This is a genomic window from Clostridium sp. 10cd* (assembly GCF_044336395.1).
GTDB lineage: Bacteria > Bacillota_I > Bacilli_A > Erysipelotrichales > Erysipelotrichaceae > Clostridium_AQ > Clostridium_AQ innocuum.
In genome coordinates this window covers 2,090,384-2,111,072 of record NZ_CP172347.1, presented here as the reverse complement: position 1 = coordinate 2,111,072, position 20,689 = coordinate 2,090,384, and the positions used below count along the sequence as shown (strand labels likewise).

Below are 20,689 nucleotides of genomic sequence, written 5' to 3'. Positions count from 1 at the left end.
CTTAGTCCCTCCTTGGTATACTGATTTCTGTGCGCACCAGTTTGATATCGCCATCTGTAACAACAATAGCAGTGTACGGATCATAATTTTCTTTCAGATACTCAAGCAATGGTGCGCATAATTTTTTTAATTCATTGATCTGTTCAGTTTCCATGTATTATCCCCCTATACGTAATTAACCATGATGAAGTCTTCCATCGCATCCACAAGTTTAATGTTTGAACATACGAAAAGGCTGCTGCCGGTATTTGCTTCAGCAATCTGTACATCATTCATTTTGCTAGTGTCCACACTGTGATCATTGAGGTATTTTTTCTGTGCCTCTATGTCGATCTGACACAGGTTATCATACGTTTCGTCCAAAATTTCGCCCTCGATTGTCCGAAAGTAATTGTTAATCGCCGCAATCACTTCCTGCTTTTTGTCATAGCTGTTTCTGACACGCCCGATATAGTTATTTTCTAGCGTAGTTGTGATATCATCACAAATCAGATCCTTACCCTCTATGATTTTGATTTTTTTAAACTCTTCACTCTTTCCTTCCGGAATCGTGGTGAGACTGTTAACACCTCGCCCGATTTTGTACTTCTCGCCATCAAAGACCGCAATCAGCTGACCAGCGTTTATAGCCGCATCAGGATCCTCTGGCACATCAGCAGATATGATATCCGGCAGATCATAATAAGTTGTACTGCGTGATAATGGCACAGCTGCCATGATACCAGTGATACGTGCGCAATAAGCTGCACAGCTGATCGTCTTATCCAATATGGAGGTATTAACATTGCTGATCGTACAGTTAATGATACCCTCGTGATCAGCCACTACTTCAGGCAGTACCGCTTTAAATGTCTTGCGCTTGCTGTCCCGCTGCTCTTTGATCCAGGCAACGATGGATGTTGTTTCTTCCTTTGTAATGCCTGGCACTGTAAGGTAATTCCATTTTAAATCCTTTAATGTCTTCAGCACTCCGGTATAATCGGCAGCATCTGGTGCCTGTGCTGCTACAATCACACGATATGGGCTAGCCGCAAAGATAAGTTTCATAAATTCGTAGTTAGCCTCTGACATTTTCGTGAAATCCACATCGTTTAAGGTACTGTATGTCTGTACTGCCGGGATACCCTCTGTGTCATCCTTAATGATGCACGCTACGATACCCCTAGCAGATCTGGTAATAGCATTGCTTGCCTTACCAATAAATTCAATATTTATACTAGGTAATCCCATAGATACCTTCCTTTCTTCAATTCATATTTAAATCAAAATCATCAAGATACGGTGTTTCTTCATCTTCATGTTCGTACGTATCTGTATATTGCAGATTAAAGTTATAGTGAAGCCTCCAGTCCACTATAGCTGCGGTTGTATCTCCTACGCTGATAAAGCGATCATCAAAGTGAAGCACAGGATAAAATGCTTTATCCAACCTCTCACCGATATCATGGTAACCCGCAAGTGTCTCATCAAAGTTATGTATCATGATACCTACCTGATAATTACGATTGATCAGTTTTCCTTCTTTGGTATTCGTAATCGGAGCAAGTGATATATGCACATAATCACTGATATGCTGATTTGTAATAGCATCATTAAGTGTTTTGATATCGTCCGCAAACACTTTATGATCAGGTAATACCCTTTTGATCACCGGGATCAACGCTTTTTTTATCTTTTCATATTCGCTCATTGCATTCTCCTTCCTAGAAATGTTCATCCAGAAAAACACTTAACCAATCCTGAAGGTACAGCGGAAGCCGTGCATCCAGGACAGCAAGCGATATCTCCATCATGTGCGCCCCCGGAACCATTTCCTCGCTGTTTTTCTTCCTGTGCCCGAACTCAACGTGTTCAGCATAATCGGTATTGTTAAAAACCTGAATGTAATAGTCACGACCTTTTTTTACGATCTTACCGATCTTCCAGTTTGTCTGTAAGTTGGAAGTATCCACTGGTGTCCTTCCTGTGACCTGTTCATGCAGCTCTGAAGCAACATCAATCACCAGACGCTCAAATTCTTTTGGAAAATCTGTCTGAATCACATCCATAAGCTCTTTTTCCCATTCGTCCAATCCCTCGAACATATATACGCATCCACTCATATAGTCTTACCTAAAGTAACATGTACCTCGTTGTGCGATAGGTAATAGTCTGTCTGTCCAGCTCTGGCGATCACCTCATGTCCGTACTGATTGATCACCAGATAGTCATTTTCCATGATTTCTATGTCCGGACGGGTGAATAACAGATAATCTGTGCTTATCCGGTATTCCGGCTGTTTATACGAGAGCTTACCGCCTGAGGGGCTGGATAGAGCACAAGGGAGATTTTCGTATACCAGCTGTCCATTTATGCCATCCTGATAAGTCGTTTCACCATTCGGCAAGTCTACCATCTGCGCACGATACACCTTACAGGTATGATCATAAGTAGCTGCAAGGATATCAATTTCATTCATTGCTTTTCCTCCGCTGCGGCACCTTCATTTTTCTGTAGTGGATCAAAATATTCTGATAGTCTTTCATAAAATCGACTGTTCTCATGTATGCTTCTTGCTTGTTGGTGTAGCTTATGCTGGTGTTACCACGAGATACTGATGCGATATCATTATCCAGTTTAACAACACCGTCCGCTCTCAGCATATCCTCCACGATCTGAGCAATGGTATCCTCCAGCTCTATCGGGATATCAGTACGATTACAAAACACTTTTACTTGGCTTAACGCACGTTTTACGTACCTGAAGACGATTTTCTCGGAATCAGTAGAAGAAAGATCAAGATTATCCTTGACCTCATTTGTTATCTGTTGGATCTGATCCATCATCATCACCACCTGGTGCTGGAGCTTCCAAATTAGTTTCAGGATCAGCTTTTCCTTTTTTTCCCAGACTTCTTTTTGATCCGCTCTTACTTTTGCAAGCAGCAGATACTGCTTCAGTTAATGTTTCAGTTACTGCTTCAGTGTCCGTCCCAGGCTTGACCTGTACAGACTCAATAATAACTTTTTCTTCTTCACGATTACACTCTGCATATCCCATACGCTCCAGCTCCGCTGCCTTTGCATCATTTGCTGCATAGCGTACACATCCCATTTTCTGATATTTTCTCATATTAACACCTCTACTTAGCCTGTCTGATATTCGCAAAAATAGCAGGCAAGGAAGAATTTTTCAGCCATAGATCATGGTATCTACGGTAATCAGTAGCCCATGCATTTGCGGTCTGATTTGTTTCTGGATCAAAGATACGTACTTTATCCTGTCGTGTGATTGCAATAGGAGCGGTTACCGGAGTGATTAGCCAGTTGATATCCTTAGCAGCCGCTGTCGGTTTAAAGCCTCCCATCGTCTGATCTGGTGATGGATTACTTTCAGCACCATCCGATGGAGTGCGTCCGTCAAAAAACTCATATTCAGTTTTCATCCGCCCAGATCCTACTCTAATCATTGGAATCTGACCATCCAGAGCTTTAACTTTTAAATTAACATTACCAGTCGTAAATTGCGTTGTTTCCAACCTTTTTCCAAGTTCTTTGGAAAGGTCAAACATAGCAGCAACCATCATGGAGATCGTCACCACCAGTGGAGTGTCCTCACCAACAATGTCCTGTACTCTAGCGATATCCAGATAAAGCTGTGTTAGCAAGGTACTTGCATCTGGTGTATAACCATAAGCAACACGCTCATTTTTTACACAATGCTGTGCGATAGTGGAGTATCGGTATGCATCCACCTCCGGAATTACTTTTTCCCGCTGGAACTTTGACATCAATTTTGACACATCCAATAAACCCTGTGTTTCATCACGATCCATAGCATCCACGGTGATGCGGGTGCCTCTATCCTGTGTCATGGTCACTGTCTGGTATTCCAGCGACACATTAGCATCCGGATATGCGTCCCGTTTCGTACGGTCATAATCGCCAAGTCCTGACATCCCAATTACCGGGATTTTAACCTCTTTTCCTGCTGCGTATCTAACATCATCTTTGTTGATATCCATCCAACCGGATGTAAGACCCTGGATCATTGCATCATCCAGAGATGTCTGTAACTGTGCTACTACTTCAGCTCTTGTTGGCATTGTTTAAAATCCTCCTTTTTTAACTGCATTGTCAATCTGCTTTAAAACACTGTCCCCTGTAACGGTATTGCTGCCATTCAGCCCTCTTGGTGTTTCCTGCTTCACCTTTGACAGCAGCACCTCTTTCAGGGCAGTTTCAAACACCGTTGTCAGTGTATCAAGCCCTTTTTCCATGTCTGCTGCTTCTTTGTATGTACCATATGGCAGAATATCAGCAAGGGATGCCGGATAGCCTTTTCCGGTAAGCGTGGTGATTGCTGTATCCTTAAACTTATTTGCCTTTAACTCGGCTTTCATGTTTTCCAGCTCTTTCTGTAAGCTGTTTTGCTGCTCTTTCGCACGTTCTTCCGGAGACAGCTTTTTCAAGCGTTCCTCCTCCGCTTTTTCAGCCTCCCACTTTTCACGTTCTTTCTTCAGCATTTCCTCAACATTCAGCTCAGGTGCTTTAGGCTCCGTCTTCGCTGGTTCCGTTTCTTTCGCTTCAGGATCCTTTTCATCAGGTTCCGTCTTGTCTTTCACTCCTGTGAAAAATTCCTTCATTACCTGCATAAAGCCTTTTGTTTCCGGTTCCTGTGGCTCTGTTGCTGTCGGTTCTGTTTTTACTTCTTCAATAACTTCAGTTTCCATTTGTTTTCCTCCTATTTTACATATGTATTCTTCCACTGTTGAAATTTCACATTTTCATGTAGTGGTGTGATACCTTCTCTTTTTTCAAACATATTTATTTTTCGCTTTGCTGTGATATAACATTTACAATTTGGATGGATTGGAGGCAGATTGATGCCTGGTTCTGCATCCTCTATGCGGTAAGGACTGCCTTTAACAGCTGTTTCACAGTCACAGATTTTAACGCCTTTCCTTGTCCTGGAACACGTTCCATTCATGTGAAAAATGTATTCTTCGTATCCAAGTTCCCGAAAGCTGTCTAACTGACTTTGCATATGAAAATGTTTTGATTCCGTACGAATCACACGTTCAGCGGCATACCTACCTGACTTAAATTCATCATTTAACACCTTAGCCATTCGTTGCACACCAGCGCCTTTCGCAAAGCCCTCTGCAAGCGTTTTTTTGAGTGTAGCGGTCATTTTGTCCAGGTTATCCCAGATAGCCCTAGAAAACACTTTTGTTGACCACGGGTATGTAATGACCTTTTCGATGGCACCATGATCCAGTTTCGCCAAGTTAAAAGCGAATCCAGTACCTCGCTGCACATCATATGCCGTCCTGTAGTATGTAGTTTCATACACCTTGCTGATCGCTTTTTTTGTAATATCACACTGCTCCAGAGCAATGTCTGTCATTGCTCTGTCTATATCTGCCAGTAGCTGTTCTTTCAAGCTAATACGTGATTTTGCGGATAAAGCATTTAGCTCCAATAGCAAGCTAGAATCTTCCGGCGCATCCCTGATCTGATTCAGGTACTCACGCAATGACATACGCCATTTCGTGTACTCTTTGCCATGCAGGATCTGATTGACCTCTTCATTGCTTAGCTGGTTATCAACACCAAACCTTGCGACAAGAGCATCAATCTCATTCTGGAGCTGCATCCTTGCATTTTCATAAGCCCGATAGATTTCTTTCCATGCTTCATCAGTAATCTTCTCACTTTCCGCTAGCGCTTTTTTAGGATCCATCATCCGACTCCAGTACAGGATCTTCCTTCAGGTTTCCATAATCTCCTGCACCATATTTCTTCATAGCATCCTGTTCTTCAGCTTCTCGGCGGGCTAGTTCTTCTTGTGGATCCTCAACGTTTGGCACAAGCTGCATGAGCGTTTTATCAGAAAGAAATCCACGCAGCATAGAGATCATAGAAGCTATCTCTGAAACGTTTTGAGGCATGTTCCGGCGGAAGGTCATGTTTACAGATTTATAATCGTAAGAAGCCCCCAGGAAGTTGAGCATATTTGTGATCAGCTCGATCCGTCTCTGTAAAGCCTTTTTAAACTTACGCTCCTTAGTGACAACCAGCTGCTCAAAATTCCACATTTTGTATGATATAGCAACCCCTGACAGCTGAGAGCCTAGAGATTCATCCGTCATATTAGGCACAGATGACCAAAAGTGCATATCTTCGCGTAGTCGTTTCTTGTAATTTTCAAGTGCAGCGTCATTAACTTCTTTAGTCAACCATCCCATAGAGCCTTGATCTTCCAGAATTACTGTGCCTTTTTCCTTCATGTCTTTGACATCATCCGTGGTCACATCGCCCATGTTAGTGATTGTCAAGATAGCTTGATCATTGTACTCAAAAAAGTTTGCGGTATTACTTTGCGCTAGGTTATATGCATCCACCAGCGTGATAATGCCCTCAAAGTCTCCAATGCGTTCCTGATTGTTTAAAAACTCGACAAAAGGAACATCCGACCAGTAATGATCCCGTATATCCATAAGCTCAAAGTTATAGCTGTTGACGCTGCGAAAGTACATACAGAATGTGTCAGTCCAAAACTCCGCATAATAAGTTGTTTTGTTCGTCAGCACGTTGTAAGACTTCATATAACGGACGACAGCAAGCAGATGGTCAGAACAAGCCTCGTAGATAAACAAAGCCGAATCCGGTGTAACCAGTGAGAAGCGGATCCATCCCTGCATATCAACATAAAGCATTTCGTAACAATGTCCGTTGATAGAGCATTTCTTTTCCAACTCACTGTTTTCGTCTTGTTCGTCATTGTAATCAAATATCTGTTGCAAGCTCTCCATGTAGGATTCATCCTTTGCCGAATAGGTGACAGGCTTCCCCATGAAGTATCCTGTAGCTGTATCTGTGATATACTTGGGCATATTGTTGATCAGCTTATTGTTCGGTACGTTTGGATCACTTTTAAAATGTTCCAGGATTTTATGTTTCCCAGCATAATAGTTCTCCAGATTTTCATAGCGCCCGATACTTTGATTGCTCAACTCGATCAGCTTTCTTATGTCTCCTTCAGTGAAGGATCTTACATCCTCTTGTTCCATATAGATTACTGGCATAACATCCCTCCTTACTTCTTATCTAATTCATGTATATAAAGCAACCCCAATATAACCGCTATCATTGGATGTCTCTTCCACACTTCGGCTGCAACTATACAATAGCTCATTGCTAGCAGTTTCAAGCATTTGACTGTATCCATAAATTAAAACCTTATTCCCATGGTACGAAAGCGTTTCGCTTTCTTTTTGGCAATCGTTCTCGCCATTTCCAGAGCATCCGGCCCATCATCATGGCTCCCCATTGGAAACTGTTTTAGCTGCTCCAGCAGCAGCTTGTGTCTCTGATTAAACTTAATATACTTATTTTTTATATCGGGCTGCATACTCTCAACACGCAGTGTTTTATCCCCGGTTGACTGGATTTCTTCGATTGGAAGATGCAACCCCGCAGCAGCGGAAGCTTTCGCAATTTCCTCTTTCAAAAACCATTGAAACTGTACTGTTTCACATCCAAATTTCAGGTAACCTTTTCCGAATGTCTTCCTTAACCATATTTCTTTTTCTAATATGTCCTTTATGATCCTGTCCGGATGTCGGCGCTCTATGTCCGCATCAATCACATACATATAGCCCGTCTTACGGTGTTTAGCTATAGTGATAATCGCTGAGTAGTCAGATTTTTTACTTTTACCCAGAGATGGATCCACAGCACCGCAAAAATCAAAGTCTTTAGAACTGAAGTCAAGCTCATGCTCATTGTAGTAATCAAACCACTCTTCGTTAAACAAACAGTCATCAGGATTGATAGGCTCATTTTGTAGCTCGCTATTAAACGATGCATCACCATCTGTGATCTTAATGACCATCAGATCATAATAGCTGTTTTTCTCCTTCCATAGCACTTCTGTGCCCTCAAGCATTTCTGCCTCATGGGCTTTATAAAAAGCAAGAGCATCTGCTTCATGGTTTTCGTTATCCAGATCCGTGTATCTCTTTTCCCACTCATCCCATAGCGATGAGGATGACCAGGACAGCACAGCTTTGTATTTGATTGCCTTGTAGCTTGGATTCTTTAACGTATTTGCCAGTAAGCTATCGTAATGCAGCAGTGTACCAATGTAGATAATATCTGTGTAGCTGTCTCCAGCTCTGGATACTGCTTTTTTAAACCAGTTTGATAGTTTGTTACGCTGTTCGATGGTTCGCACATTTTCGTCGTTTTCGATATCATCTAAAACTATGAGATCCGGACGCCAGTTTTTATGCTTACGACCACGGATTTTTTTACCTGATCCAATGGCTTCTATTTTGATATTCGTTTTCGTTAGCAAGACATTACTTTTCCAAACTCTGCCCTCTAAATGACCAAAATCCTCAATAATCATTTCATTTTCTTCCAGTTCGGAACGAATAGAATCCAAGAATCCTTCAGCCTGATCTGATGAATCAGATAGGATGATAGGATAATGTTTATACTCGTATAACACAGAATGAAGAGTACCCTTGAATGTCAGCGTTGTAGACTTTGCATGACCACGGGGAGCTGCCACCACTCTTCTGGATCCATCCATGCGGGAGATCTTTCGCTTTTCCTTTAGCGGATTCTTTCTTTTCAATACCCCATCCGTCCAGATCTTATCCAAATCCCGGTGAAACTCAGGGGAAGATCTCACAAAGTAATGAGGGAAGTATGCTCGCCCGAAAAACTCCAAATCAATAGCAGCAAGCCTCTTCCGGATACCGTTGTCACCAGTAAGTGAGCAGCCTTGTTCATATTCAGTTCTTAAACACAACCGTTCAGGTTCATCGTTTAAATACAGAAAGTCTTGTAAAAGAGCATTTAAATGTTTAAATGCCTCCTTACTGTCACGATCCTCTTCACTGTCAAATCGTTGCCGTTCTGTTTCCTGTATGGCATCCTTAAGCGATGCCAGGCTATCCTTTTTCCTTCTTTTCAAATACCACACCTTCTTCCCAATAAAAAAAGCCATTTTAAGGCTTTCTAAGCGTTGTTTTGTTTTAGGCACACTTACACTCGGATTTTTTTCTTAAATCAAATTTAAATGGCTTTCTGTAAGATTTAAACGGTATCTGAGTGTAATCTAAAGTATGAACCTCCTGATGATATGCTTCGCCACCTTGGTGGCACACACACCTAGCTGTTTTTATGTATCCGCTGCTGCATTAGGAGGGGACGAATCAACCACACCTGTTTCACCAGTTTCATTTTCATTGTAATTTGCATACAGTGTGATTTCCTTTGCCTCTCCACAGATCGGTATGGACACTGTAACTGTCTTCTGTCTTTTTTTAAAAGTTGTAATATGATGCTTAAACATTTTTAGTACTCCGGATGCTATTTCATACTTACCATCCTTCACGCTGATTTCTGCTGGTGCGATTGCTTTCCCTTCATTCCCAAGCAACCGGATCCACTCAGCTTCCAGATAGGTAAGTGTAGATGGTTCCTTCTTGTCTCCCAGCCACCGGATCACACCGGGGATGTTTGCGACCTTATACCAAGTCTTAGCGCAAAAATCGCACTCCAGGAACACATACGATTCAAATATCACTGCTTCTTTCTCGTTCCATGTTCCGCCTGACCTAATGATTTTAGTCATTGTAGGCACAAGAGCATGGAGGTGCAGCTTGTTCAGGGTTGCCGCAATCTCTAACTCTTTCCCAGTCATTACATACAGTACATACCATTTCATATGCTGCACCATCCTCTCTTTAGTTTTTCTTCTGATTAAGGTATTTTGCAACAGCTGCATACAGCTCCGGCTCCTCTTTTGCCATTGCAGCAAAGATATCACTCTTCATTTCATCTACCGCACTGTCCAGGACTTCCTGATTTTTTATGTCGATCTGCTTCTTGTATGCAGCAGCTCTAATGAGTGAGGTTGATTCCTTTAAGACTTTATCCAGCTTTACACGCTCCCAGTCTGCCTCTTCTGTGTTTGCAATGCGTTGAAATAGATTACTGGAGGTCAATCGGATTATTGCTTCCGTTGTGTCCAGATCTGGATACTTCTCCATTTCCTCCATCATTTTCCTAAAGTTTTCCTGAGCGATGTTAAGCTCCTTTACGCTTGCATTTAAGTTTTGTGCATGTCTGCATACAGCGGCTGTAGATATCGGTACATCATTTTCTGCCAGATACTCAACTACCTCCCGGTACGTACTGCCACTGAGCAGCATAGCCTCTACCGTGTCTTTTAATTTCTGATCAAGTCCATCAATCTTGCTGTGCTTCCTTCTCGCAGCCATTGATCAGACCTCAATCATATTGTCTTCAATGCCCCCAGCAAGCAATCGGATTCCCTTCGGTGTCAGCTTAGCCTCTAGCTTTCTGTAATCGTTATCTTGTGACAGCTCCTCGATTTCCTCCTGATCAGAAATACGTCTCATCCGGATATAGCCCTCCATACTCAGAAAGTTGATACAATCCAGATATTCCCATTGTTCGATACCTTCATCCTTCAGCACACATTCAACGCTTAGCAGTTCATTGTATTTGTGACGAAGGATATTGATAGTTCTTAATACTTTTCCATTGTTCCTTACGAAGTTACCAGCTTCCAGTTTACGCTTCAGTTCTTTGTTGTCCATGATTTCACCTTCCGTTTTTTTCAAGCAATAACTCAGTTACTCTATCAATCTTTTTAGATAGATCACGCTGACCGCTCAGATATTCCTCTCTTGTAATGCTACTTTTGTTCAGTGCTTTAAGATCTCCATGAATTTCCTCTATCACTTTGTTGAAGTCTGTTCTGGTAGTGTAATTCTTTTTAATCTCCTCAACATCATCCTTTTTAGCAAATGTCTCCCTGATCTCATGCAGCCCATCTTCCGACTTATCAACCCTTACCATTGTTCTTTTCAGGAAATAAGAGATTACGCCCATCACCGCCGTAAAAGCCCAGAACTCAATTTTCTCTATCATGCTTAAAGCCTCCGTCCCTTGTCGTTGGCATAATCATATCAGCTTTAAAAGACAAAAAAAAATGAAGCCCTTCACTGAAAGGCTTCACAATTCAATTTCTAAACTATATCCGCAAAAGTAAGCTGCCCCTCTACTGGAGCGTTCTTTTTTTCCTCGGTTACATCTTTTACTATACTTCTTATCTGACGTTCTGTCAAATTATACCGCAATGCTAAAGTCCTGAAATTGTATCCATTGAAGTCTTCAATAATCTGTTCATTTCGCTTTAGTATTTTGATATTGTCTGCTTTAGGGATATAGACAGATGTTCCTCCATAAAATCTCACCAGATCCTTATATTTTGACAATCCCAGAAGTTCTGCAAGTGACCTTTGTTCTTCATTCAGATCCTCCATAGTAATTTCATCCAGTACATCATTCATTAGCTCATCCTCTTCCTTTCAGCGTTGTCGATATAGTGCTTCAAAATCTCGATCAACTTTTCTCCATTCGCATAGTCAAGATAAGTGAAGAGCCTTTTCGGTGTGGATCGAACACCGAATTGTCTTGTGATGATACCTGCAAGTCGCTCACCGATAGGAGCCGGGTTGACAACCAGATCACAGTCCTTCAGCTCATACATGAGCGCCCAGATCTTTTTCTGCTGTCCCTTACTTACATTATCGGATTTATCCAGGGATGTCTGCTGTCGCACAAGATAATCTATAAGCTTGTTTGCATCATCATATGTCAGCTTTGTCACTGACTGCTTTCCTGTCATGTCCTCCATGATAAGGTGCAGGATGTCTGTTTCCTCAGTTTTTGCCGTATATCCCAGAGCATTTGCGATTGCATAGATTTTTCTTTTTTGCCATGATTCGATAGCTTTCATCCCCGGTTCCTCCTTTACTCTTTTTCTACCGTTACCTTGATTCCTTCGTCCACAATCACGGATGCCTTTACTTTCTCCACAGCATCTTCAAACGTCCCGGCAAATTTGGCAGCTTCTAGAATTTGCTTGATTGTTTTGTACGCATAGACCTCTTCCACCAGATAGGCATAATCGTTTGCACTTTCTGGATCCAGCCCAGTCACCTTCATGATTGTCTTTTTATCTGATCGGTATTTTCCTTTCAGCTTCTTAAGCAATAGCTGCTGCTCTTTTGCATCGCTTGTGATCTTACCGATTACAGCTATCAGATCATCCTCTATATACTTTCCTTGCACCATAGCGGTCAAAAATGACTTACATTCAGCATTCAGTGTTGCCTTGGATTCTTCTTTGACAAAATCACTATATGCAGTACCAAGCAGATTCCGCAGCACGCTCATAGCGATTGGCTTCACTGTTTCTGAGTTCTGGACAACGACCTTAGCATTATTTTCACCCCAGTACTCGATTGTTTTTTCCTTGCTGTCCTTCAGATCAGCTTCAGCCTGTTTCTCAAAGGCTGCTTTCAGTTGATCCATTTCTGCCTTGACTTTCTCCTGCTGGATGGTCAATGCTGCCAAACGGTCAACGTTCTGCTTCAGCTCAGCTATCTCCATTATTATCACTAGCCTCCCTTGCTTTCTTCAGACAATCCTGACAGATCTCCAGACCTGCATAAGTTACAACATGATCAGCAGTACCGCAGCATACACAAGTCGGTATGTGCTTGCGGATGATCAGCTCCTCATTTTTTGTTTCCAGCTCCACAGCTGCACCCTTTGGGATATTCAACTGTTCACGGATCAGCGTCGGTATTGTGACACTCCCGGCTTTTGTGACTTTCTTCTGTAATAACATTCCTGTTCTCCTTTCTTACCTCACTCTGCATTTCCAGGGCTTGTGACCTGCATCGGCTGCATTAAGGCAGAGCAAGGTCATTCCTCGCTCATATCCTTATACTCTTGCTCGCTGATTGGTTCAAACACTGTTGCAGTTCCCATATCACAAAAGATTTCTTTCATCTCTTTAGCAGTTACAGGCTCGCTTGTTTCTACACGACAACCATCCGTAAATATATCGCTGTTCTTTACTACAAACCATCTTGACTTTGCGTTTTGATCTACCATAATTATCTCCTTTATTCACCTTTTGTAGTTTTAATTTCTTTCCAAATTCTGGTAATTATTCATATCCCTCCATTGGCACACTCGCTGACAGCACGTATATCGTTTGCTGTGCTCGGTCTAACTGTTTGCACATATGCTTGATACATTTAAGTAGATCTGTTGCACTGATCGGCTCTCTGGCACCAAGGTAATCAATCTGTTCAGTAAAGAGAGGCTCTGTATTGTATGCTTGCTTCAAAGTTCTATCAGCTGCAATCACTTTCATGATTTCCTGCTTAGTCATGTGGCACCTCCAGTATATACACTTCACTGGTGTGTGTTCCCAACTTTGCAGACACCGCCTCGCTCTCACATAAGATATCAATGAGATTACCTTTATACGCTCCGGTATCCTGTGCCTCATACACTTCACCATCAATCTTTACAGTGGATCCATATGGTATCACTTCCGGATCCACACCGATGGTTTTACCGACTTCCGGCGTTTTACCTGTCGCGGTAGTAGTGGTAATATCTAATCCATAATAGGTGATTTTAAAGTCTCCAATGGACACCCACCGTTCCTGAGGTTTCTCCTGTTCTGTTTGCAGCTCCTGCTGGATTTCCAGTTTTCGCTCTTCAATTTCAAAATTGAGCTTAGCGATTTCTGTTTTCAGATTCTTGATTGTCTGTTGCTGTTCTTCAGCTGTAGCATATAACTCTGTTTTATTTGATTCTATGACACCTATGATCAGTAAGCACACAGTATCAATAATGGCTAGAGTTGTTATCCATTTCTTTTTCATAGCTTCCTCCATTTAAATTTAATTTAAATGTCGTACAAATCGCGATTAGTTTAACATTTCCACCGCTCTGCATTTTCATGGGCTTGCGACCATCCTCGGCTGCATTAGTGGGGTGGCGTTCCACCACCTCATAAATGTAATAGTTTAATGATGCTATTCTTCAGCTTTTCTTTAATCAGCTGATATAAAGATGGTTCGTAATTAAAACCAAAACACCAATTTACACAATACTTTTTATCCTTACATGTCTTACACTTCATGGTAGCCTCCTATAGTTTCCATACTTCCTCACATATCTTGTATAATTCGCCGACTGTGAAACATCCTCTTTGTTCTACTTGCATTGCCTTTTTGATTTCAACAACACATTTTTTTAGCTTCAGTATACCTATATCCTCACTTGTGATTCCTCCATACTCACCTGATCTTGTCATCATAGCTAAGACATTTAAAATCAAGCTAATATCTGTAATACCCCCGATTTCTAATTCCTCCCATTCTTCATTTACTTCTCTTGCAAACTTCTTACGATTAAGTCTGGGCTTATCTGGTGGTAGCACCCCCTCTGCCTGCAACCTCTTTTTAACCTTCGCTAGTTCTTTCCGTTCTTTCTTGGTCATATTCATGCTCCTTTCGGCAGTGCGTCCATTTCGGCAAAAGAATACCGGATATTACTGCAATGATCCTTGTGCATCTGCTGGATGATTAGGTATCCCATTCTCTGACTGTAGGCGGTTCTTTCTACAACTTCACCATAAAGGTCACCATAGATCTTCACTTCTTTCATTAAGTTCATCCTCCCATCTTCTAATCATGATGAATAGATTGATCAGCAAGTACACGATATTGATTACTAGCAAGACTACATCAAGCTTACTGATCATAAGACACCGATTCCCATTTCTGTTGCCATACCATAAAGCCCTCTAAAGCTGACATCATCGTTATTGACTGCATTGTTATAGACATTCACAGCACCACGCAGCCCCCACTTTGACTTAGTGATCGTGTATAAAAATTCGATTTCCTTTTTCATACCATGTTCCTTCAGATATTCAAATGTCATTTCAATGTCCGACATTTTTAGATTACTTGTCTGATATGCTTTGTGCATTTTGATACGACTAAACAGCTGTGCAAAGGATGCGCTTTTGCGTCCCAGCATTTTGTTGTAAATCTCTGTGTTACCAATCAACACAATACTGCATCCAGGTACTCCCAGCAGGTCATCAGGATCACTGATAGTACGGATTTCTTCAAGCGCCATCATTTTAAGATGCTGTGCCTCGTCAAGTATCAGCGTCTTATCGCTGTCTATAAGAGCCTTTTTGATATGATTGCTTGTTATGTATCGGTTACTGGATTCTGACACCCCCAGCGCACTAGCAATGATCTTCAGCGTGTTTCCAAGCCCCCCGGTGCTTGGGGCGCACTGGATATATACTGTACTTTCCGGATTGTCGAGAGCGTATTTTTCCGCCGCCTTTGTCTTACCGATTCCAGCATCGCCATGCAGAATGATCATACCTTTCTCGACCTGGCAGTATTTGATGCGCTTGTAGATATCCTCTGACACCGATGTCGGTACATAACCGTTTTTTATCGGCTTGTACACTCGCTTGCGCTCATTGTTCTGCATAGCCTCTTCCTGTCGATTCAGCCATGCAAGGATTTTCTTTTCAACATTCTTGATATTACCACCATCATAATTACTGTTCCTGTATTGAGATAACGCAGTAGGGCTTATCCCAATCTGAGGAGCAGCCTTTGCCTGGCTGGTCTTACTCTCATTCAAAAATCTTTCTAATCTTTCCTGTAATTCTTTGCTATACATTGTCATGTCCTCCCTTATGTTCTTCCGCATTCTTCAGCATACGGTCTATATTGCTTAATTCAACCTTATGTAGCAATGGTGTTTCCTTTGCTGTTTGTAGCTTAATATCGTATTCTGGTTTATCCAGTGTTTCCTCCAGATTATTTTTCGCTTGTGACAATGTGATTTCCAGTGCCGTCTTGTTACTGATTTCAGCATTGATCATTGATCTCATGCGTTCCTTCTCCAACTTTTTACCTTTTCTGGTTTCAGCCATCGCACGCTTGACATCCTCAACATTTGCACCGTATTTCAAGATAGTCATATTATCCGTTGGAACACTCATGATGTATCTATCATCCAGGTTGTATACTCTGACTTCCGTCAGATCGTCGGGATCGTATCTCAGGAAGACCTGTTCACCAAGCATATTCTGTAATAGGCTGTAGTCCCAGTAATCAATACGTACACCGCTGATATCTACGTGTACACCACGCCTTGTGACCTTTTGCGCCCTTGTAGATCTCATGAGCATCAAATTCAGATCATCCTTCGTAGCTACACGCTTTGCTGTCTCAGCCATATACTCATTGTAAACATCAATCTTTCGTTTTCCTTTATCTGCTTTTACGCCGCCATTATAGGGCTGAAAATTAAAGTATCCTTCTAGCAGATCACCCACTTGTTTAACAAAGCTTTCATCAAGTGCTGCGTTTCCTTCCTTCAGCACCTTTTTAAGCTTCTCCGGTTTTTCAACTACCGTACCGCCCGTATAGCTTTCAAAAAGCTTTGATAATCGGTTCTTCACATCCAAAAATCGGCGCTCAATGATCTTAGCCTTTGCATTACGTACAAGGGCGTTGGTCATCTTGATTCCTAAACGCTGGAAGATAGGTGCCGGGTCAAAGCGATCATCCTTGCGTTTTCTCCTATGTCCCAAACCGCCAAGATCAAAGGTCAGGAACTCTCGACCATTATCCAGATAGACCTCTTTCGGTATACCGTACTGTGTAATGCCCTTACGCAGCGCAATAACCGTTGCGTAGGAGCTTGGTGAGGTAGTAACATGATATCCGGTGAAGATACCCGATCTAGCATCAAGGAATGCTGTTAGATATAGTCGGAATAGATTGCCCTCGGCATCCTGACACATGACATCAAACGTGTGGTTATCTGCAATCCAGATATCATTAGGCTTCAAATCATCATAGGTTCGCCGTATATATGGTGCGCATTTATCATCGTATGCCTTTTCACCTTCACGAGCCAATGTAAGAGTACCGACTGGTATCCTTTTAACCTTTCTCGTAAAAGTGGTGTAATCAGGAATGTTTTTTACTAAATCTGGGTTATTCTGATTCAGCCATGCTATGGTATAATCATAAGCTGCCTGTATGGATGGTTTATTCTCATTAAAGTAAAATGAGCAGAATGTTTTCCATACCTCTTCATTGATCTTGCTATATCCTTTTTTTGACTTACCCCGATTATCCAGCAATCCGTCAAGATCACCGTCTTTATACGCATTCTTCTTTCGATATAGGATCTGTCTGGAAAACTTCATATCCGGATACTTGTTTTTAAGTTCTTTAACATATCCAGCATCAAAATCCTCTAATGATTTCCCAGATTTTTTGGTTGCTCGCTGTAGCATCCAATCGTCTAATATCTTTAACCAGAGAGTTATCTCTGCCCGCTCATCAGCTGAATATTCATCAAGATTTTTTCTGACTTCCTTAATGTGGATTTCTTTTGAAGCACAGTTCTGCAAATAATATTTATCCTGTAATTCAAGAGGAAGATCATCCAGTTCTATGATGTATCTTTGATTGTTTCTACTATCAAGAATTTTCTGCGCTTTGATTTTTCCATTGCGTATACTTTTTCTTATAGCAGCTTCACCGCAGCCTTTTAATTCAGCGACCTCTTGTGCGGTCAACTTCACCATGAATAACCTCTCCTTTCAGCCTATCTCATCAGTTGCAGTAGGCTACCCCTGCAAGACCGCCAGTATGGCGGTTCCGATAATCATTCTTATTTCTTCGATTTCCTTCGCTTATTCAATAAGCCGTCATAGTTGTTATTTTTATAAGCATTATATTTTCTGCGCAATATGTGCTCAGAAAATTTCATTTCAGGATATACAAGAGTAAGCATAGCAGCATAACTTTTATCAAATTCACCTTTAGGTACATAAAACTGCTGTGTTCTGGCAACACTCCAGTCCCTCAGTATTTTGATCCAGAAGGTTATCTCTTCCCGTTCATCAGCACTATACTCTTTCATTTCCGTACTCTTTCATTTCAATCAATTTAACTGTAAGCTTTAGCAATTCTCTCTTTACCTTCTGATTGTACTCACTGCTCAAATCATAAATATCTGCTGAATTTTCAGTACACAAGATTTCTTTATGTACAAGGGCATAGAGCAAATCTATTTCAGATGGAGTGAACTGCTTATTGTTTGAAGGTTTCTCTGATATTAAAGGCATTCGGTCATCCGTTTCACCACGGAGATAAGCCCCAGAAACGTGGAAGAAATTTTCAAGCTTTACCATTGCTTTTGAGTTTGGTTCACGGCATCCATTTTCATAATTCACAATAGAGATATAGTTAATATCACTTTTTTCACTCATTTGTCTTTGAGTTAAGTTGAGTTCTTTTCTCAAAAGTTTTATTCTCTTTGCTATTTCTTGATTTGCAGAAGTTTTATACTTATTTATTTGTTTAACTTCAGAGGCCATTCTTACATCCGTTTCACCACGAAGATATTTCCCGGAAACCTGAAAGAAATCTTCTAAAGCTGCCATAGCTTTTGAGTTAGGCTCTCTTTGCCCTCTTTCCCAGTTCATTATAGTTCTCCACGGTATCCCTAGCTTTTCTCCGAGCTGCTTTTGTGTTAAGGTCTTTTCTTTTCTAAGAAATCTAATTCTTTCTGATATTGTTGTCATGATTTTTGACCTCCATAAATATATCTGAAATATCACAATCTAAAGCATTAGCAATAGCAATGGCACGTATAGGAAAAACATATTTGAAGTTTCCCTTTTCTATTCGATATAATGCATTATTAGGCAAATTCGCCTTTTTTGATAATGCACTCATCGTCAGTTCTTTTTCGATTCTCCTTTTTCTTATCTCTTCTCTTAATGGAATTAACATTTATATCTCCTTTCTGGGTTACGTATGTATACCATCTACACCTATATTATAGGTTTCCATATGGAAACTGTCAATAATTATTTTCAAAATATGATATACAAGCGTATACCTAATATAGGATATATGCTAAAATAACCTCATAGGTAGGAGGACATTATGGAAATAAAGGATGTAATAAAAGAACTACGGACAAATGCAGGTTTAACACAAGCAGAGCTAGCAAAATCACTAGGGTTATCTCTCGTTGCGATAAAGAGTTATGAATCAGGTAGAAGGGAACCAAATTCTAAAGTATTAGTATTGCTTGAAAACTTTTTCAATGTATCAGGTGCATATTTAAGAGGTGAAATTGAAAATAAAGAGCCTATGATGAAGCATGAGGATCCAGAGATTATGAATGAAATAGACGATATGCTTGTTCCTTTAATGAATAACATATTAAAGCTTGCAAAGGATGAACCTGAGGAGAATAGAGAGTTGCTATTTAATATATGGGTGGAAATAAAAAGTATATTGAAAATATCAGATCCAAATAATAAAACCATGATACTGGATCTGGTTGCTGGAAGTATTCATAATTTGAATAGTAATGTAAATAGATACTCAGAAAGTAGGAAAAATGGAGGAACAAAAAAAAGGATCCTAAATAAATAGGATCTTTTCTTATATCGCTTGACATATAGGTACCTATATGGTATAATATATATGTAATCAAGGTAAGACCTTGGTGGAAAGGAGAGTAAAGTGGATGCGGAAATAATAAAAAAAGCACTCGAATTGATAACAGTTATATTCAACGCTTGCCTGGCGATATATAACTGGCATCATCGAGATGCTGGCAAGGGAGATTAACTTCTCCCTTCCTCAATATTATTCTAGCACACTTCAACAAAAACATGAAGAGAAATATCTATTATCTAATCTTCACAATTTTCATTACCATCTGCTATCTTACTTCTACTGATCTATCAGATCTGGGTGATATTGATTATGCAATTATAATTTTCTTAATTGTTGCACTGATGTTCAATATACTGATATTAAAAAGAAAGAGGGATAAACAATGAGTTCACTGGATCCGCAAAAAAAATATATTAAAGAAAATAAAGCTAAATTGGGATGTAGTTTTGATAAAGAGTTTTTGTCTCAATTCAAGCAGGCTTGCAAAACCTTAAATGTAGATCAGACACCTGTTCTGATGGATGCTATGCAGGTGATTATTGACAAAGCTAATTCATTAAAAAAACCCTAAAAACCCATCAGAAACAGCCGTAACCACATGATTTCATAAAACTCCGGAAAAGCCTTTAAATAAAGGCTTTTTTGCGGTTACGGCTAAAGTTACGGCTGAATCTTAAAAAGTGATAGAATAAAGACATACGGATTTTTTATACGTTTAAAATTTAAATGCTTACAGCAAAATCGTTTAAACCCCTATAAATAAAGGCTTTTAGCTCAATTTTACTATATTTCTTAAATGTCATTTAAACGGTTTCTTGACACCTAAAATTAAAAAAAAGCACCCCAGCATAAAAGGGCGTATTTTTATATAAATTGTGGAAAATTCATAATTTTTTTCTTGCAATTTTCTACGAATAAAAGCATGGTTTTTATCGCTAAAATTTAAAGATTGTCCCGTATTTATAGGGTTTCTACGGGTTTTCTCGTTTAAAATTCCTTACCCGTAACCTTTTTTCATTCTTTTTAAAATATCACATTTTCTTAGATTTCAGGTAACATCTGTATGGTCCCTGTAAGGGCTGGTTACGCAGTATTCTATGCAGAAGCACTGCAGCATATGCAAAAAGAACCCGTTGCTCAGAACGGATCCTTTTTATTTGATTTATCTTCAATTCTTTGCTCTTTATAAGTTACAGCACTCAATCACGCATAGCATGTGGTGTCGGATGTTGTCTTACGGAATGAAGGAAGCAA

32 protein-coding genes are annotated in these 20,689 nt (G+C 40.5%); 2 read left to right on the top strand and 30 right to left on the bottom strand.

Features of this window, described 5'->3' with window-relative positions:
- Position 1: 1 nt before the first annotated feature.
- From ACG3M1_RS10425 to ACG3M1_RS10280, 30 genes are all read right to left on the bottom strand, one after another.
- A complete protein-coding gene (locus tag ACG3M1_RS10425) occupies positions 2–154 on the bottom strand; it encodes a hypothetical protein (protein ID WP_217793750.1) in 153 nt (50 codons plus the stop codon).
- Positions 155–165: 11 nt separating this feature from the next.
- Positions 166–1,230: a phage tail sheath subtilisin-like domain-containing protein gene (locus tag ACG3M1_RS10420; RefSeq protein ID WP_395815386.1), complete on the bottom strand. Its 1,065-nt coding sequence runs from the start codon at positions 1,228–1,230 to the stop codon at positions 166–168.
- A 16-nt stretch (positions 1,231–1,246) separates the two neighbouring features.
- Positions 1,247–1,690 carry a phage tail terminator family protein gene (locus ACG3M1_RS10415; RefSeq protein ID WP_395815383.1) on the bottom strand — a complete coding sequence of 148 codons (444 nt, stop codon included), beginning with the start codon at positions 1,688–1,690 and terminating at the stop codon, positions 1,247–1,249.
- A 13-nt stretch (positions 1,691–1,703) separates the two neighbouring features.
- Positions 1,704–2,084 carry an HK97 gp10 family phage protein gene (locus ACG3M1_RS10410; RefSeq protein ID WP_217752597.1) on the bottom strand — a complete coding sequence of 127 codons (381 nt, stop codon included), beginning with the start codon at positions 2,082–2,084 and terminating at the stop codon, positions 1,704–1,706.
- Positions 2,085–2,098: 14 nt separating this feature from the next.
- Entirely contained in the window at positions 2,099–2,458 is a 360-nt protein-coding gene (locus ACG3M1_RS10405) for a hypothetical protein (protein ID WP_142419930.1), read from the bottom strand.
- Positions 2,451–2,822, bottom strand: coding sequence for a translation initiation factor 2 (locus ACG3M1_RS10400; protein WP_142419931.1), 372 nt, complete (start codon positions 2,820–2,822; stop codon positions 2,451–2,453). Before ACG3M1_RS10400 ends, ACG3M1_RS10405 begins: the two co-directional genes overlap by 8 nt.
- Complete coding sequence (locus tag ACG3M1_RS10395) at positions 2,794–3,111, bottom strand: hypothetical protein (RefSeq protein ID WP_142419932.1); 318 nt, start codon at positions 3,109–3,111, stop codon at positions 2,794–2,796. The genes ACG3M1_RS10400 and ACG3M1_RS10395 overlap by 29 nt, the downstream gene beginning before the upstream one ends.
- A gap of 10 nt (positions 3,112–3,121) precedes the next feature.
- Positions 3,122–4,084: a hypothetical protein gene (locus ACG3M1_RS10390; protein WP_142419933.1), complete on the bottom strand. Its 963-nt coding sequence runs from the start codon at positions 4,082–4,084 to the stop codon at positions 3,122–3,124.
- Positions 4,085–4,087: 3 nt separating this feature from the next.
- Positions 4,088–4,711, bottom strand: a complete 624-nt coding sequence (locus tag ACG3M1_RS10385; RefSeq protein WP_142419934.1) for a capsid assembly scaffolding protein Gp46 family protein — start codon at positions 4,709–4,711, stop codon at positions 4,088–4,090.
- A gap of 11 nt (positions 4,712–4,722) precedes the next feature.
- Positions 4,723–5,724 carry a minor capsid protein gene (locus ACG3M1_RS10380; protein ID WP_187349705.1) on the bottom strand — a complete coding sequence of 334 codons (1,002 nt, stop codon included), beginning with the start codon at positions 5,722–5,724 and terminating at the stop codon, positions 4,723–4,725.
- The gene (locus ACG3M1_RS10375) at positions 5,714–7,069 is read right to left on the bottom strand and encodes a phage portal protein (RefSeq protein ID WP_142419936.1); all 1,356 of its coding nucleotides are present in this window, start codon (positions 7,067–7,069) and stop codon (positions 5,714–5,716) included. Before ACG3M1_RS10375 ends, ACG3M1_RS10380 begins: the two co-directional genes overlap by 11 nt.
- A gap of 146 nt (positions 7,070–7,215) precedes the next feature.
- Entirely contained in the window at positions 7,216–9,039 is a 1,824-nt protein-coding gene (gene terL, locus ACG3M1_RS10370; protein WP_217752598.1) for a phage terminase large subunit, read from the bottom strand.
- 138 nt (positions 9,040–9,177) lie between these two features.
- Complete coding sequence (locus tag ACG3M1_RS10365; protein ID WP_181952848.1) at positions 9,178–9,726, bottom strand: transcription termination/antitermination NusG family protein; 549 nt, start codon at positions 9,724–9,726, stop codon at positions 9,178–9,180.
- Positions 9,727–9,745: 19 nt separating this feature from the next.
- Positions 9,746–10,282, bottom strand: a complete 537-nt coding sequence (locus ACG3M1_RS10360) for a phage protein Gp27 family protein (RefSeq protein ID WP_217793729.1) — start codon at positions 10,280–10,282, stop codon at positions 9,746–9,748.
- A gap of 3 nt (positions 10,283–10,285) precedes the next feature.
- A complete protein-coding gene (locus ACG3M1_RS10355; RefSeq protein WP_217793731.1) occupies positions 10,286–10,624 on the bottom strand; it encodes a hypothetical protein in 339 nt (112 codons plus the stop codon).
- Between the two features lie 4 nt (positions 10,625–10,628).
- Complete coding sequence (locus ACG3M1_RS10350) at positions 10,629–10,958, bottom strand: hypothetical protein (RefSeq protein WP_217793733.1); 330 nt, start codon at positions 10,956–10,958, stop codon at positions 10,629–10,631.
- A gap of 98 nt (positions 10,959–11,056) precedes the next feature.
- Positions 11,057–11,380 carry a Mor transcription activator family protein gene (locus ACG3M1_RS10345; protein ID WP_217793735.1) on the bottom strand — a complete coding sequence of 108 codons (324 nt, stop codon included), beginning with the start codon at positions 11,378–11,380 and terminating at the stop codon, positions 11,057–11,059.
- Positions 11,380–11,829, bottom strand: a complete 450-nt coding sequence (locus tag ACG3M1_RS10340) for a regulatory protein GemA (RefSeq protein ID WP_217793736.1) — start codon at positions 11,827–11,829, stop codon at positions 11,380–11,382. Before ACG3M1_RS10340 ends, ACG3M1_RS10345 begins: the two co-directional genes overlap by 1 nt.
- 14 nt (positions 11,830–11,843) lie before the next feature.
- Positions 11,844–12,485, bottom strand: a complete 642-nt coding sequence (locus tag ACG3M1_RS10335; protein WP_242409300.1) for a hypothetical protein — start codon at positions 12,483–12,485, stop codon at positions 11,844–11,846.
- Positions 12,472–12,726, bottom strand: coding sequence for an AbrB/MazE/SpoVT family DNA-binding domain-containing protein (locus tag ACG3M1_RS10330; RefSeq protein ID WP_395815380.1), 255 nt, complete (start codon positions 12,724–12,726; stop codon positions 12,472–12,474). Before ACG3M1_RS10330 ends, ACG3M1_RS10335 begins: the two co-directional genes overlap by 14 nt.
- Before the next feature lie 77 nt (positions 12,727–12,803).
- Positions 12,804–12,995: a hypothetical protein gene (locus tag ACG3M1_RS10325; protein ID WP_142419946.1), complete on the bottom strand. Its 192-nt coding sequence runs from the start codon at positions 12,993–12,995 to the stop codon at positions 12,804–12,806.
- 55 nt (positions 12,996–13,050) lie between these two features.
- Positions 13,051–13,278 carry a hypothetical protein gene (locus ACG3M1_RS10320; protein WP_142419947.1) on the bottom strand — a complete coding sequence of 76 codons (228 nt, stop codon included), beginning with the start codon at positions 13,276–13,278 and terminating at the stop codon, positions 13,051–13,053.
- Entirely contained in the window at positions 13,271–13,780 is a 510-nt protein-coding gene (locus ACG3M1_RS10315) for a 3D domain-containing protein (RefSeq protein ID WP_142419948.1), read from the bottom strand. The genes ACG3M1_RS10320 and ACG3M1_RS10315 overlap by 8 nt, the downstream gene beginning before the upstream one ends.
- Positions 13,781–14,049: 269 nt before the next feature.
- On the bottom strand, positions 14,050–14,400 hold the full coding sequence (locus ACG3M1_RS10310) for a hypothetical protein (RefSeq protein ID WP_217793619.1): 351 nt from the start codon (positions 14,398–14,400) through the stop codon (positions 14,050–14,052).
- A gap of 2 nt (positions 14,401–14,402) precedes the next feature.
- Positions 14,403–14,567, bottom strand: coding sequence for a hypothetical protein (locus ACG3M1_RS10305; protein ID WP_217793621.1), 165 nt, complete (start codon positions 14,565–14,567; stop codon positions 14,403–14,405).
- Positions 14,568–14,660: 93 nt separating this feature from the next.
- On the bottom strand, positions 14,661–15,614 hold the full coding sequence (locus tag ACG3M1_RS10300; RefSeq protein WP_217793624.1) for an AAA family ATPase: 954 nt from the start codon (positions 15,612–15,614) through the stop codon (positions 14,661–14,663).
- Positions 15,607–17,541, bottom strand: coding sequence for a Mu transposase C-terminal domain-containing protein (locus tag ACG3M1_RS10295; RefSeq protein WP_217793627.1), 1,935 nt, complete (start codon positions 17,539–17,541; stop codon positions 15,607–15,609). The genes ACG3M1_RS10300 and ACG3M1_RS10295 overlap by 8 nt, the downstream gene beginning before the upstream one ends.
- An 86-nt stretch (positions 17,542–17,627) precedes the next feature.
- Entirely contained in the window at positions 17,628–17,879 is a 252-nt protein-coding gene (locus ACG3M1_RS10290) for a hypothetical protein (protein ID WP_217793630.1), read from the bottom strand.
- Positions 17,866–18,543, bottom strand: coding sequence for a helix-turn-helix domain-containing protein (locus ACG3M1_RS10285; RefSeq protein ID WP_217793632.1), 678 nt, complete (start codon positions 18,541–18,543; stop codon positions 17,866–17,868). Before ACG3M1_RS10285 ends, ACG3M1_RS10290 begins: the two co-directional genes overlap by 14 nt.
- Entirely contained in the window at positions 18,518–18,754 is a 237-nt protein-coding gene (locus ACG3M1_RS10280; RefSeq protein ID WP_217793634.1) for a helix-turn-helix transcriptional regulator, read from the bottom strand. The genes ACG3M1_RS10285 and ACG3M1_RS10280 overlap by 26 nt, the downstream gene beginning before the upstream one ends.
- 156 nt (positions 18,755–18,910) lie before the next feature.
- Here ACG3M1_RS10280 and ACG3M1_RS10275 point away from each other — a divergent pair, with 156 nt between their 5' ends.
- On the top strand, positions 18,911–19,408 hold the full coding sequence (locus ACG3M1_RS10275; RefSeq protein WP_217793636.1) for a helix-turn-helix domain-containing protein: 498 nt from the start codon (positions 18,911–18,913) through the stop codon (positions 19,406–19,408).
- Between the two features lie 409 nt (positions 19,409–19,817).
- Positions 19,818–20,006: a hypothetical protein gene (locus ACG3M1_RS10270; protein WP_217793639.1), complete on the top strand. Its 189-nt coding sequence runs from the start codon at positions 19,818–19,820 to the stop codon at positions 20,004–20,006.
- The last annotated feature ends 683 nt before the right edge of the window (positions 20,007–20,689 follow it).